The organism is Pseudomonas sp. 7-41, from assembly GCF_021233075.1.
In the GTDB taxonomy this organism is placed as follows: Bacteria; Pseudomonadota; Gammaproteobacteria; order Pseudomonadales; family Pseudomonadaceae; genus Aquipseudomonas; species Aquipseudomonas veronii.
Genome location: NZ_CP089551.1, coordinates 6340247 through 6352866, shown reverse-complemented (window position 1 = coordinate 6352866; position 12620 = coordinate 6340247). Strand labels below are relative to the sequence as shown.

General features: G+C 62.0%; 12 protein-coding genes. 5 read left to right on the top strand and 7 right to left on the bottom strand.

What is annotated here, in order from left to right:
* Positions 1-35: 35 nt before the first annotated feature.
* A complete protein-coding gene (locus tag LQ249_RS29005) occupies positions 36-983 on the bottom strand; it encodes a choline ABC transporter substrate-binding protein (protein ID WP_046381797.1) in 948 nt (315 codons plus the stop codon).
* A 415-nt stretch (positions 984-1398) separates the two neighbouring features.
* Between LQ249_RS29005 and LQ249_RS29000 the strand changes: the two genes are divergently transcribed.
* A complete protein-coding gene (locus LQ249_RS29000; protein WP_017844932.1) occupies positions 1399-2775 on the top strand; it encodes an L-serine ammonia-lyase in 1377 nt (458 codons plus the stop codon).
* Between the two features lie 516 nt (positions 2776-3291).
* Complete coding sequence (locus LQ249_RS28995; protein WP_017844931.1) at positions 3292-4395, top strand: GlxA family transcriptional regulator; 1104 nt, start codon at positions 3292-3294, stop codon at positions 4393-4395.
* Positions 4396-4489: 94 nt separating this feature from the next.
* Here the strand turns inward: LQ249_RS28995 and LQ249_RS28990 are convergent, their stop codons facing one another.
* The 5 genes from LQ249_RS28990 to LQ249_RS28970 all read right to left on the bottom strand — a co-directional run bounded on the left by LQ249_RS28990 (position 4490) and on the right by LQ249_RS28970 (position 8333).
* Entirely contained in the window at positions 4490-4753 is a 264-nt protein-coding gene (locus LQ249_RS28990; RefSeq protein ID WP_108524907.1) for a hypothetical protein, read from the bottom strand.
* A 97-nt stretch (positions 4754-4850) separates the two neighbouring features.
* Entirely contained in the window at positions 4851-5348 is a 498-nt protein-coding gene (locus LQ249_RS28985) for a thioesterase family protein (RefSeq protein ID WP_108524909.1), read from the bottom strand.
* A 13-nt stretch (positions 5349-5361) separates the two neighbouring features.
* Entirely contained in the window at positions 5362-6327 is a 966-nt protein-coding gene (locus LQ249_RS28980) for an L-carnitine dehydrogenase (RefSeq protein WP_232566066.1), read from the bottom strand.
* Positions 6328-6413: 86 nt separating this feature from the next.
* Positions 6414-7301, bottom strand: coding sequence for a 3-keto-5-aminohexanoate cleavage protein (locus tag LQ249_RS28975; RefSeq protein ID WP_108524913.1), 888 nt, complete (start codon positions 7299-7301; stop codon positions 6414-6416).
* Positions 7302-7388: 87 nt separating this feature from the next.
* Entirely contained in the window at positions 7389-8333 is a 945-nt protein-coding gene (locus tag LQ249_RS28970) for a choline ABC transporter substrate-binding protein (protein ID WP_017844926.1), read from the bottom strand.
* Positions 8334-8526: 193 nt separating this feature from the next.
* Here LQ249_RS28970 and LQ249_RS28965 point away from each other — a divergent pair, with 193 nt between their 5' ends.
* Both LQ249_RS28965 and LQ249_RS28960 read left to right on the top strand, forming a co-directional pair.
* A complete protein-coding gene (locus tag LQ249_RS28965; protein ID WP_017844925.1) occupies positions 8527-9471 on the top strand; it encodes a GlxA family transcriptional regulator in 945 nt (314 codons plus the stop codon).
* A 68-nt stretch (positions 9472-9539) separates the two neighbouring features.
* On the top strand, positions 9540-10718 hold the full coding sequence (locus tag LQ249_RS28960; protein WP_169863674.1) for an AAA family ATPase: 1179 nt from the start codon (positions 9540-9542) through the stop codon (positions 10716-10718).
* A gap of 313 nt (positions 10719-11031) precedes the next feature.
* Here LQ249_RS28960 and LQ249_RS28955 read toward each other — a convergent pair whose 3' ends face one another.
* Positions 11032-11448, bottom strand: coding sequence for a DUF3010 family protein (locus LQ249_RS28955; RefSeq protein WP_108524915.1), 417 nt, complete (start codon positions 11446-11448; stop codon positions 11032-11034).
* A 202-nt stretch (positions 11449-11650) separates the two neighbouring features.
* Between LQ249_RS28955 and LQ249_RS28950 the strand changes: the two genes are divergently transcribed.
* Positions 11651-12613 carry a tyrosinase family protein gene (locus LQ249_RS28950; RefSeq protein WP_232566065.1) on the top strand — a complete coding sequence of 321 codons (963 nt, stop codon included), beginning with the start codon at positions 11651-11653 and terminating at the stop codon, positions 12611-12613.
* Positions 12614-12620: the final 7 nt, after the last annotated feature.

Here is a 12620-nt window from a genome sequence, read left to right as displayed (position 1 = left end):
CCCGGACCAGCGCACCAGCCCGGGGTCAGCAGGGATTACTTGGCGAGGTAAGCTTTGACGGCCTCCAGACCTGGTTTGCCATCGACGGTGGTGACACCGGCAAGCCAGGTATCGAGCACTTGCGGGTTCTTCTTCAGCCAGGCCTTGGCCGCGGCGTCGGGTTTCATCTTGTCGTCCAGGACGTTACCCATCAGGGTGCTTTCCATGTTCAGGGTGAACGACAGGTTTTTCAGCAACTGACCGACGTTGCTGCATTCCTGGGTGTAGCCCTTGCGCACGTTGGTGTAGATGGTGGCCTGGCCGTAGTTGGGGCCGAACGAGTCGTCACCCCCGGTCAGGTACTTCATCTTGAAGCGGGTGTTCATCGGGTGCGGTTCCCAGCCGAGGAACACGATGGCCTTGCCGCGCTTGGTGGCGCGTTCGACCTGCGACAGCATCCCGGCTTCGCTGGACTCGACGACTTTGAAACCGGCCGACTTCAAGCCGAACGCGTCCTTGTCGATCAGGGTTTGAATGGTGCGGTTGCCGTCGTTGCCGGGTTCGATGCCGTAGATTTTGCCTTCCAGCTCATCCTTGAATTTGGCGATATCGGCGAAGTCTTTCAGGCCTTTGTCATACAGCGCCTCGGGAACGGCCAGGGTGTACTTGGCGTTTTCCAGGTTGGCGCGCACGGTTTCCACGGTGCCGGCATCACGGTATGGCTTGATGTCGTTTTCCATGGTCGGCATCCAGTTGCCGAGGAAGATGTCCATGTTCTTGCCGTCGGCCAGGGACTTGTAGGTCACCGGCACCGAAATCATCGTGGTGCGCGGCTTGTAGCCGAGGCCCTTGAGGATTTCGCTGGTGGTCGCGGTCGTGACGGTGATGTCGGTCCAGCCGACATCGGAGAAGTTGACGGTCTGACATTGTGCCGGTTCTGCAGCGTGCGCCAGGACTGGCAGACTCAGCATGGCGGCCAACAACAACGAGGGTGAACCTTTCATGGGGCTAGACTCCTGTGTGCTTTCTGGCGGCATTCGCCGCGCTTTATAAGTGTTGCGGTTGGAACGTGCTTTGAGGCGGCGGCACGGTGCCTTGCCAACGAGTCGAGACTGATCATGTACCAGTGAAAATCTGACGCCTACAGGGGGCGTCGTATCCAGTACAGGCAGGGTCGCATCCAGTGTCGGTGACGTCGTTTACAGATTTTTCCTAAGGAAAAACCGCTGTTTTTACCCATCTGCACCGCTAAAAACGCCCAAAACAAGCCCTTGCTCGTGAGCGACGCTGATGAGCATGGTTGCGTCGGTGTGAGACGCCGTGATGGCAGATAAAAGCCTGATGATGCCGCCATCTGGGCGATCTGAGCGTAGCACCTCGTTCAAGCCTGGCCTGTGCTTATCGAGGAGTTCCACGGCAATGGCTATCAGTGTTTTCGACCTGTTCAAGATCGGCATCGGGCCTTCGAGTTCTCACACCGTCGGCCCCATGCGCGCCGCAGCGTTGTTCGTTCAACGGTTGCGTGAACGTGAATGGTTGGAACAGGTGCGGCGCGTCGAAGTTCAGCTCTACGGCTCATTGTCGGCCACCGGCATCGGCCACGGCAGCGACACCGCAACCATCATGGGCCTGATGGGCGAGTGGCCGGACGCAATCGATCCGGCGCAGATCGGCCTGCGTATCCACACCCTGCGCGAGACCGACACGCTGCTGCTGGACGGGCGTTTACCGGTGCCTTTCGTGTGGGCGCGGGACATGCGCCTGCTCGACGAAAACCTACCGTTCCACCCCAATGCCATGACCCTGGTGGTGTTCGGTGCTGACGGCGAGTTGCACCGCGACACCTACTACTCCGTCGGCGGCGGCTTTGTGGTGGATGAAGCCCAGGCGCAAAGCGGCGTGGCGGATATGGACCGCAGCGCATTGCCCTATGAATTCTCCAGCGCGGTGGAGCTGCTGCAGCTGTGCAAGAGCCACAACCTGCGCGTCGCCGAGCTGATGCTGGCCAACGAAAAAGTCTGGCGCTCCGAAGATGAAATCCGCAGCGGCCTGATGACGCTCTGGCGCGCCATGCAGGCGTGCGTCGAGCAGGGCCTCAAGCACGAAGGCATCCTGCCCGGCGGCCTGAATGTGCGCCGTCGCGCCGCCAAGTTGCACCGCAGTTTGCTGGAGTTGAGCAAGCCCAACGTGATCGGCTCGACCTTGAGCGCGATGGAGTGGGTCAACCTGTTCGCCCTCGCGGTCAACGAAGAAAACGCCGCCGGCGGGCGCATGGTCACCGCGCCGACCAATGGCGCGGCGGGGATCATCCCGGCGGTGCTGCACTACTTTATGAAGTTCAGCGACGACGTCACCGAAGCCAACGTGGTCGACTACCTGCTCAGCGCGGCGGCGGTGGGCATTCTGTGCAAGAAGAACGCCTCGATCTCCGGCGCCGAAGTCGGCTGCCAGGGCGAGGTCGGCTCAGCCTGCGCCATGGCGGCGGCGGGGTTGGCGGAGATCCTCGGCGCCACCCCGGAGCAACTGTGCAACGCTGCCGAAATCGGCCTGGAACACAACCTCGGCCTGACCTGCGACCCGGTGGGCGGCCTGGTACAAGTGCCGTGTATCGAGCGCAACGCGATTGCCGCGGTGAAGGCGATCAACGCCGCGCAGATGGCCCTGCGCGGCGACGGCCAGCACTTTATCTCCCTCGACCGGGTGATCCGCACCATGCGCGATACCGGGGCGGATATGCATGACAAGTACAAAGAGACGTCGCGGGGTGGGTTGGCGGTCAGTGCGGTTGAGTGTTGAGACCGCGTCGCCGCTATCGGGGGCAAGCCCCCTCCCACAGGGGAACGCATTTCAGATGTGGGAGGGGCGGTGCGACGATTCGACTTGCCCCCGATAGCGCCAGTCCAAACAACCCTGCTCATAAAGTGAACACCAGAACCAAAAGCGCCACCTTTTAGCGCGTCGCAAACAGATAAGTAGCCCCCAAACGATTTCCCCTCAGACCACCCGTCACCCGTGCCTGCGGTGACAGACGCTTGCTTCGCCCTCAAAGCGCCTACCCACAAGTGCTACCGATCTGCTCACAGCCCTTGAACGGGGCCGCTTGCGCCGCCGATTCGGGGCATATTCCGCACTTCGTACAGGGGCTTGTCTAGACACATCAAGAGGTCGTTTTCAGGAGTTATTGAATGGCCATTCAAATTTAGGCATGGCAATTGCTCTATCAACTCAACGCCTCTCTCTGCATCAGAGACGAGCGCAATAACAAGAGCCTCGCCTGAGGCCATCACCCGCTTTGTGTGAGGAGATACCGCGATGACGTCGTTCAACTCCGGGGCCCAACCCCAGAACCGTGCGCCTCAATCCATCGGCTTTCTGCTGCTGGACAATTTCACGCTGATTTCCCTGGCTTCGGCAGTGGAACCGCTGCGCATGGCCAACCAGTTGTCCGGGCGCGAGTTGTATCGCTGGACAACCCTGAGTGTCGACGGCAACCAGGTGTGGGCCAGCGACGGTCTGCAAATCACCCCCGATGCCGCCATGCACAAAGCCCCGGCCCTGGACACCGTCATCGTGTGCGGCGGCGTGGGTATCCAGCGCACCGTCACCCGTGAACATGTGTCGTGGCTGCAAAGCCAGGCGCGCCAGTCCCGTCGCCTCGGCGCGGTGTGTACCGGCAGTTGGGCCCTGGCCTGCGCCGGGCTGCTCGATGGGTTCGATTGCAGCGTGCACTGGGAATGCCTGGCGTCGATGCAGGAAGCCTTCCCGCGCGTGTCGATGAGCACCCGGCTGTTCACCCTCGACCGCAACCGCTTCACCAGCTCCGGCGGCACCGCGCCGCTGGACATGATGCTGCACCTGATCAGCCGCGACCACGGCCGTGAACTGTCGGCGGCGATCTCTGAGATGTTCGTGTACGAGCGCATCCGCAACGAACAGGATCACCAGCGTGTGCCGCTCAAGCACATGCTCGGCACCAACCAGCCGAAGTTGCAGGAAATCGTCGCGCTGATGGAAGCCAACCTCGAAGAACCGATCGACCTGGATGAGCTGGCGGTGTACGTCGCCGTGTCGCGGCGCCAGCTGGAGCGGCTGTTCCAGAAATACCTGCACTGCTCGCCGTCGCGCTACTACCTCAAGCTGCGCCTGATTCGCGCACGGCAGTTGCTCAAGCAAACGCCGATGTCGATCATCGAAGTGGCGTCGGTGTGCGGGTTCGTGTCCACGCCGCACTTCTCCAAGTGCTACCGCGAATACTTCGGTATTCCGCCACGGGATGAGCGCGTCGGTTCCAACACCACCCAGCAGGTGGCGATGATGCCGATTCCGCCGGCGTTGGTGTTGTCCCCGTTGTCGGGGCCGATGTCGGCGTTGAGCCAGGCGCGCAATGAGTCGACGTTTGCCAGTGTGAGGCTCTAGACCGAGTCGCCTGCATCGGGGGCAAGCCCCCTCCCACACTCGAATTGTGAATACAGTCAAATGTGGGAGGGGGCTTGCCCCCGATAGCGGTCTGTCAGACGCCGGAGTTCTGTTTGAACTGCATCAGCGCCGGCAATAACTGCTTATCGATCGCCTGCCGCACCGCCGGCAGAATCGTCGCACTGCCGCTGTACATCTGCTCGACCATGCCCTTGAGCGCCTTGGCCCGCGCTTCGCTCAAACCGCGTACCGCACATTCACAGGCCTGCTCGGCGCTGGCGCCGCTGGATACCTCGAAACCGAGCGAGCGCAGTTTGCTCAGCAGGTCATCCTGGTCAATCAAATCCGCATGCATCATGACGTTTATCCTGGTGAAGGGAGCGGGGGGATCGATTTGGATTCTGGTAGCCGACCAGGCGGTCGGCAAGGGCAGAATGCACGAATGGCTCGGATGGCTATGAACAGGTCGTTTTCGGGCCATTTGGCGCGGGCAGGCCAATGACGCGGCCGAGGAGGGCGGGAGTGGGCAGGTCGACTTGCGTGGCGCGGATGGCCGCGAGGCGTTCCAGTGTCGCCTCGGTGAACGGCGTCGAGCGCGGCCCGGCGAGGTCGACGTGCAGCAGCATCTGTTCGTTGCCCGCCAGTTCCTTGTCGTCGCTCACCAGGTGCAGGCTGTGATAGAGGTGCAGGCGCTTGGCATCGTGGGCGATCAGTTGGGTACGCACCTCCACGTCGGCGCCGAGTTTCACTTCGTGCAGGTAGTTCAGGTGCAGCTCCAGGGTGAACAGCGAATGGCCGCTGGCGGCGCGGTTTTCGCTGTCCAGGCCGAGGGTGTCCATCAACGCGTCGGTGGCGTAGCTGAAGATCAGCAGGTAGAACGCGTCGCGCAGGTGGCCGTTGTAATCCACCCAGTCGGGGTGGACCTGGGTGGTGTAGGTGGTCAGTGCCGGCATGCTGGGGGTTTCCTTATTCGGCGAAGGTCATGCCGTGCTTGGCTTTAGTGGTCTTCACCGCTTCCAGCACCGCCAACAGACAATCATCACGATAGCGCTCCAGCGCCGAAATGCTGTGGTTACCCAACTGCTCGCGGGTGCCGTCGACCACATCGTCGATCAACTTGTCGGTCAGCTCCGGCGCCGGCAGGTGGGTCCACGGCAACTGCAACGCCGGGCCGAACTGTGCCATGAAGTGCCGCATCCCGGCATCGCCGCCGGCCAGGGTGTAGGTCAGGAACGTGCCCATGAACGACCAGCGCAAGCCGGCGCCAAAACGGATTGCGTCGTCGATCTCGCCGGTAGTGGCAACGCCATCGTTGACCAGGTGCAGCGCCTCACGCCACAGGGCTTCGAGCAGGCGATCGGCGATAAAACCGGGGACTTCCTTGCGCACATGCAACGGGCGCATGCCGAGGGATTCATACACCTGGATCGCCGCCTGGATCGCCTCGGGCGCGGTGTGTTTGCCGCCCACCACTTCCACCAGCGGCAGCAGGTACACCGGGTTGAACGGGTGACCGACGACGCAGCGTTCAGGGTGGGTCGAGCCTTCATAGAATTCGCTGGGCAACAGGCCCGAGGTACTGGAGCCGATCAACGCATTCGGCTTGGCGGCCGCGCTGATCTTGCTGTGCAGCTCCAGTTTCAGCTCCAGGCGTTCCGGGGCGCTTTCCTGGATGAAGTCGGCGTCTTTCACGCACGCCTCGATCGTGGCGACAAAACGCAGGCGGTCCTGCGATGCGCCGGGGGCCAGGCCTTGTTTCTCCAGGGCGCCCCAGGCATTGGCGACGCGTTGGCGCAGCGCGGCTTCGGCACCGGGCGCCGGGTCCCAGGCCACCACATTGAGGCCGTTGGCCAGGGCGCGGGACACCCAACCGCTGCCGATCACACCGCTGCCGAGGGCGGCGAAGGTTTTGATATCTGTAATAAAACGCATGGCGACATTCCTGAATAAGGTGATGTTCCCCTGTGGGAGGGGGCAAGCCCCCTCCCACAGGTTTTGATCCGGTTTGGGCAGGGGGGTTAGCTGCGTTTTTTGAGGCCCATTTTCAGGCGCCCTTCGGCCGGGGTCATGACCCGCGCGCCCAGGCGGCTGAGGATTTCACTGGCGCGTTCCACCAGTTGACCGTTGGTGGCCAGCACGCCTTTGTCCAGCCACAGGTTGTCTTCCAGCCCGACCCGCACGTTGCCGCCGAGCAGCACCGCCTGCGCCGCCATCGGCATTTGCATGCGGCCGATGCCGAAGCCGGCCCACACCGCGTCGGCAGGCAGGTTGTCGACCATGGCTTTCATGGTGGTGGTGTCGGCCGGCGCGCCCCACGGGATGCCCAGGCACAGTTGGAACAGCGGGTCGTCGAGCAGGCCTTCCTTGATCATCTGCTTGGCGAACCACAGGTGGCCGGTGTCGAAGATTTCCAGCTCGGCTTTTACGCCAAGTGCCTGGATACGTTTGGCGCCGGCCCGCAGTTGCGCCGGGGTGGACACGTAAATGGTGTCGCCATCGCCGAAGTTCAGCGTGCCGCAGTCGAGCGTGCAGATTTCCGGCAACAGCGCTTCCACATGGGCCAGGCGCGTCAGCGGGCCGACCAGGTCGGTGTTGGGGCCGAATGCCATGGGCGTCTCGCCGCCGCCGATCTCCAGGTCGCCGCCCATGCCGGCGGTGAGGTTGACGATGATGTCGATGTCGGCCTCACGGATACGCTCCATCACTTCGCGGTACAAGGCGACGTCGCGGCTGAACTTGCCGGTCTCGGGGTTGCGCACATGGCAGTGAACGACAGTGGCGCCGGCCTTGGCGGCTTCCACGGCGGCGGCAGCGATTTGTTTGGGGGTGACCGGTACATGGGGGCTTCTGGCGCTCGTGTCGCCAGCACCGGTGAGTGCGCAGGTGATGATGACGTCGTGGTTCATGGGGCAGGTTCCTTACAGGCGTGATTTCAAGGCGTAGCGAGGCCGTTCGCGGTCAGGCACGACCGCGAAACGGTGCGTCGAATACCGTTATTTGCTGGTCAGTTGCAGGTTGGCGGCGGCGGGTTTTCCGTCGAAGGTGGTCACGCCTTCGAGCCAGCGCGCCTGGTCTTGCGGGTGATCCTTGAGCCACTGCTTGGCGGACTCGAAGGCGTCCTTGTGTTCCAGCAACGGCTGCATCATTCGGCTCTCGTCGGCGGCGGTGAAGGTCAGGTTGGTCAGCAGCTTGTGGACGTTGGGGCACTGCTCGGCGTAGGTCGGCGAGGTGACGCTCCACACGGTGGCCATGCCTTCGTTCGGGCCCAGGGCGTCTTCGCTGCCGGTGAGGTAGGTCATCGCGATGTTGACGTTCATCGGGTGCGGCGCCCAGCCGAAGAACACCACGGCTTCCTTGCGACGCACCGCGCGGTCGACGGCGGCGAGCATGCCCGCTTCGCTGGACTCCACCAGCTGGAATTTGCCCAGGCCGAACTGGTTCTTGGCGATCATCGCCTTGATCTGGGTGTTGGCGCCCGAGCCCGGCTCGATGCCGTAGAGCTTGCCGCCCAGTTCTTTCTCGAACCTGGCGATGTCGGCGAAGGTTTTCAGGCCTTTGTCGGCCAGATAAGTCGGCACCGCCAGGGTCGCGCGCGCGTCTTCCAGGCTCGGTTTATCGAGGACCTTGACCTGCTTGGCGTCGACGAACGGGGCGATGGTCTGGGTCATCAGCGGGTTCCAGTAGCCGAGGAACAAGTCCAGGCGCTGGTCGCGGATGCCGGCGAAGATGATTTGCTGGGACGCGCTGGTCTGTTTGGTCTTGTAGCCGAGGCCATCGAGCAACACTTGGGTCATGGCGCTGGTGGCGATCACGTCGGTCCAGTTCACCACGCCCATACGCACGTTCTGGCAGGATGGCGCGTCGGCCGCGAAGACGCTGGTACTCAAGATGGCGCTGGCGCTGAAGGCGAGCACGCAGCGGCTGATCAGTCGGTTCATGGTGGTTCCCTCGGCAGGTCGTTATTGTGGGGGCCGGCGTCTTTGTGCGCCGTGGGGTCACGTTACGCAGCTTGAGGGGCGACAAAACGCACGGCGGCGACCCGCTCTTGCACTGCAGCGACCTGTGCTCTTGAATGGGCCGTTGAACTGGCGTATCACAGTGACCACGCTGCCGGTCCTACGAGAGCGCACCATGTCCCAGGATTTCTACTTTCTGCTGATGCCGGGGTTCTCGGCCATCGGCTTTATCTCCGCGCTCGAACCGCTGCGCGTGGCCAACCGCTTTCGTGGCGAGTTGTACCGCTGGCATGTGTTGAGCGCGGACGGCGGCGCGGTGCTGGCGAGCAATGGCATGTCGGTCAACGCCGACGCGGCGCTGGAGCCGCTGAAAAAAGGCGCGACGCTGATGGTGGTCGCCGGTTTCGAACCGCTTGAATTCGCCACCCCGGCCCTCGAACATTGGCTGCGCCGCCTCGACCATGACGGTGTGACCCTCGGCGCCATCGACACCGGCGCCTGCATCCTGGCCGAGGCCGGGCTGCTCGACGGCCACCGCCTGACCCTGCACTGGGAAGCCATCGACGCCTTCAAGGAAGCCTATCCGCACCTGAGCGTGACCCAGGAACTGTTCGAGATCGACCGCCGCCGCATTACCTGCGCCGGCGGCACCGCTTCCATCGACCTGATGCTCGACCTGATCGCCCAGGCCCACGGCCCCGACCTGGCGATCCAGGTCTCCGAGCAATTCGTGCTCGGGCGCATCCGCCCGCGCAAAGACCACCAGCGCATGCAGATCGCCACGCGCTACGGCATCAACAACAAGAAGTTGGTGCAGGTGATCGGCGAGATGGAACAACACACCGAACCGCCGCTGAGCACCCTGGCCCTGGCCGAGGCGATCAAAGTCACGCGGCGCCAGCTGGAGCGGCTGTTTCGCCTGCATCTGAACGACACGCCGAGCAACTTCTACCTCGGCCTGCGCCTGGAAAAAGCGCGGCAGTTGTTGCGCCAGAGCGACATGAGCGTGCTGGAGGTGAGCCTTGCCTGCGGCTTTGAGTCGCCGTCGTATTTCACCCGCAGCTATCGGGCGCGATTTGCCAAGTGTCCGCGGGAGGATCGGCGACGGGAGGTGGTTTGACCGGCGATTATAGTCAATTATACTCACGACTATAATTTATAGTTAGTTCAATAATTGAGTATAAAAGCATGTCCAAGCCCAGCGGTTTTGTGTTCCGCCGCCCCACCCTGGCAAGCAGTATTGCCGATGGCCTGGTGGGCGTGGGTATCCAGGATTTCACCTCTGGCCTGTTTCTCGCGGCGCCGCGTCGTACCGGCAAAAGTACTTTTCTGCGCGAAGACCTTCTCCCCGAGTGCCAGGCTCGGGGTTGGCTGACGGTGTATGTGGACCTGTGGGCCGACAAGGAGAAAGATCCCGCCGAGCTGATTTCCAGCGCCATTGCCGGTGCGTTGGTGCCTTTCGAAAAGGGCATCCGCAAACTGGCGAAGAACATCGGCATCGAAAAACTCAGCTTCCTGCGCACCTTGTCCTGGGACTTCACCAAGCCTCAACTGCCCGTGGGCGCGACCCTTACGCAAGCACTGGAATTACTTCACCGCGCCGCCGAGAAAACCGTGGTGCTGGTGATTGATGAAGCCCAGCACGCGCTCACCACCGAAGCGGGCATCAACGCCATGTTCGCCCTCAAGGCCGCACGCGACCAGCTCAACCAGGGCCGCGAAGGCGAGGGCAGTGGCTTACACCTGGTGTTCACCGGCTCCAACCGCGACAAGCTCGCTCATTTGGTGCTGGGCAAAAGCCAGCCGTTTTTCGGCTCCAGCATCACGCCGTTTCCGTTGCTGGGTAAGGCGTTCACTCAGGCTTACACCGCGCATCTCAACGCGCACCTGGCCAAGACCAACCAATTCAACGCGGCGGATATCGACGAAGCATTTGAGTTGGTAGGCCGGCGCCCCGAGATGCTGCGCACCATCATCGGTGAAGTGGCCCTGGAGTTGGGCGAGGCGAGCAACCTGGGCCAGTTGCTGCACAGCCGCGCGGAAGTGCTGCGCGCTGGCGTCTGGAACGAATTCGAAAGCGCCTGGAACGCCCTCACCCTTGCGCAACGTGCCGTGCTGCAAGTGATGGTGGAGCGTTCGCAACACAATCAACCCTTCGCCCCGTTCACCGACAGCACCCTCACTGCGGTCAGCAAGGTGCTGGAGGAGATGGGCAGCGACGTGGTGCCCGGCACTCAGACCATCCAGGCGTGTATCGATGCCCTGCGTGACAAGGAACTGGTATGGAAGTCCAGCCGCGGCGGTTATGCCCTGGAAGACAAGTCCTTCGGCGACTGGCTGCTGCACAAGCACCGTACACCCGGCTAAACACACCACAAAGCCAATGTGGGAGGGGGCTTGCCCCCGATGACGGTGGATCAGCGGCACCTGAGTGGCTGACACACCGCCATCGGGGGCAAGCCCCCTCCCACAGTGAATTGTCGGTGTGCTTATTGCTTTATCAGGGCCGAACACGCTGCCTTGAAGGCTTCATGCTGGTACTACACCCCTTCACCTGTAAGCGACCAAGATCAAATGTGGGAGGGGGCTTGCCCCCGATGACGGTGGATCAGCGGTACCTGAGTGGCTGACACACCGCCATCGGGGGCAAGCCCCCTCCCACAGTGAATTGCCGGTGTGCTTATTGCTTTATCAGGGCCGAACACGCCGCCTTGAAGGCTTCATGCTGGTACTTGTTCAGCGTCGCCGGCAGATCGAAATTGTGCTTCTTGTTCTGCGCATTGATGGTCTGCGGCGACAGCAGCGTCACTTCAACCCCCTCCAGCAGTTGAAACACCCCTTCAATCTTGAACGTGGTCGGGCCGCCGGCGAATTCGCCTTTTTTGCTGCGCTTTTTGATGGCGATGCGTTCGATGGCGTTGTCCCGCACGAACGCCTTCACCTGGGCGGCGAAGGCTTTGACGTTGGCCGCTTCATCGTCGTCTTCGAGGGCGATTTTCTTGGTGGCCAGGGCGACGTGGGTCAGCGTCTGATTGTTCAGGGAGGCAACGGCGATGATGGCTTCGCTGCCTTTGATTTCGATGCCGCAGAGAGTCATTGGGTCGCCTTGGGGCAAAAAAGAGAGGCCGCAATAGTATCAGGGTCGAGGGCTGAGACGGCCGCCGTCCACCCGTCGGGAACGTGCTCGACCTGTTATTTTTGACAGTAGACCGCTGCGTGCCCGGTCTCATAGATTCCCTGAAGGAGCCTGCCGAGGGTTCCGGCCTGTTCCATGGCTATTCCGACAAGGGAGTTATGCAATGAATATTCGCAAGGAAATTCGCGCACTGACCGCAACGGAACAACTGGAGTTTATCAACACGTTATTGGCGATGAAGCGTTCCGGTGTCTACGACAAGTATGTTCATTGGCATCACGCCGTCATGAAGGCCACGGTCTACCCGAACGAACCCCAAGATCCCAACTACCGTAACGGTGCTCACCGGGGGCCGGCATTTCTGCCGTGGCACCGTGAAATGTTGATGCAGTTCGAGGCGGATCTACAAGCGATCAACGTCGGCGTGACGTTGCCTTATTGGGACTGGACGCAGGATGCGGCCGCCCCTGAACAATCGCCGGTCTGGCGCCAGGGTTTCCTGGGAGGTGATGGCGACCAAGCCGATCAGTTTCGCGTGCAGGATGGGGTCTTTGCCCACAAATACGGGAACTGGCCCGTGCCGCCCTATGACGAGGAGGGTTTGCCCGGGCCAGGCCTCAAACGCCAGTTCGGGCAAGTGATCAGCTCACTGCCAACCGAGGACGACCTGCGAGTGGCGATGAACGAAAGCCTGTATGACGAACCCAATTACAACTCGAGCCCTTTCATCCGCGGTTTCAGAAACCGCCTGGAAGGCTGGATCACCCAGCGCGGCGATCCTGCTGTCAAAACCTCCGGTTCGCAGCTGCATAACCGTGTGCATTTGTGGATTGGCGGCAATATGTTGCCCATGACCTCACCGGATGACCCGGTGTTCTTCCTGCATCACTGTTTCATCGACAAGATCTGGGCGGACTGGCAGGCGCAGAAGCGCCTGGATGAGCCGGACCTGGCCCCGCACTATTGCCCCATGCAGGACGGTCCGCCGGGCCACAACTATGATGATGTGATTAATCCCTGGACCCGCCGGATCAGTGAAGTGATGGATATCGCCGCGCTGGGCTACAGCTATGCGCCCAGCCGCCCATTGACGAAAAGCCCGTTCAAGTCGCCCTTCGTGGCCTGACGCCTGT

What these genes read in the sequence shown, in the direction of transcription:
- LQ249_RS29005 (WP_046381797.1), bottom strand. Translation starts at nt 983, where the DNA reads ATGAAAGGTTCACCCTCGTTGTTGTTGGCCGCCATGCTGAGTCTGCCA.
- LQ249_RS29000 (WP_017844932.1), top strand. Translation starts at nt 1,399, where the DNA reads ATGGCTATCAGTGTTTTCGACCTGTTCAAGATCGGCATCGGGCCTTCG.
- LQ249_RS28995 (WP_017844931.1), top strand. Translation starts at nt 3,292, where the DNA reads ATGACGTCGTTCAACTCCGGGGCCCAACCCCAGAACCGTGCGCCTCAA.
- LQ249_RS28990 (WP_108524907.1), bottom strand. Translation starts at nt 4,753, where the DNA reads ATGATGCATGCGGATTTGATTGACCAGGATGACCTGCTGAGCAAACTG.
- LQ249_RS28985 (WP_108524909.1), bottom strand. Translation starts at nt 5,348, where the DNA reads ATGCCGGCACTGACCACCTACACCACCCAGGTCCACCCCGACTGGGTG.
- LQ249_RS28980 (WP_232566066.1), bottom strand. Translation starts at nt 6,327, where the DNA reads ATGCGTTTTATTACAGATATCAAAACCTTCGCCGCCCTCGGCAGCGGT.
- LQ249_RS28975 (WP_108524913.1), bottom strand. Translation starts at nt 7,301, where the DNA reads ATGAACCACGACGTCATCATCACCTGCGCACTCACCGGTGCTGGCGAC.
- LQ249_RS28970 (WP_017844926.1), bottom strand. Translation starts at nt 8,333, where the DNA reads ATGAACCGACTGATCAGCCGCTGCGTGCTCGCCTTCAGCGCCAGCGCC.
- LQ249_RS28965 (WP_017844925.1), top strand. Translation starts at nt 8,527, where the DNA reads ATGTCCCAGGATTTCTACTTTCTGCTGATGCCGGGGTTCTCGGCCATC.
- LQ249_RS28960 (WP_169863674.1), top strand. Translation starts at nt 9,540, where the DNA reads ATGTCCAAGCCCAGCGGTTTTGTGTTCCGCCGCCCCACCCTGGCAAGC.
- LQ249_RS28955 (WP_108524915.1), bottom strand. Translation starts at nt 11,448, where the DNA reads ATGACTCTCTGCGGCATCGAAATCAAAGGCAGCGAAGCCATCATCGCC.
- LQ249_RS28950 (WP_232566065.1), top strand. Translation starts at nt 11,651, where the DNA reads ATGAATATTCGCAAGGAAATTCGCGCACTGACCGCAACGGAACAACTG.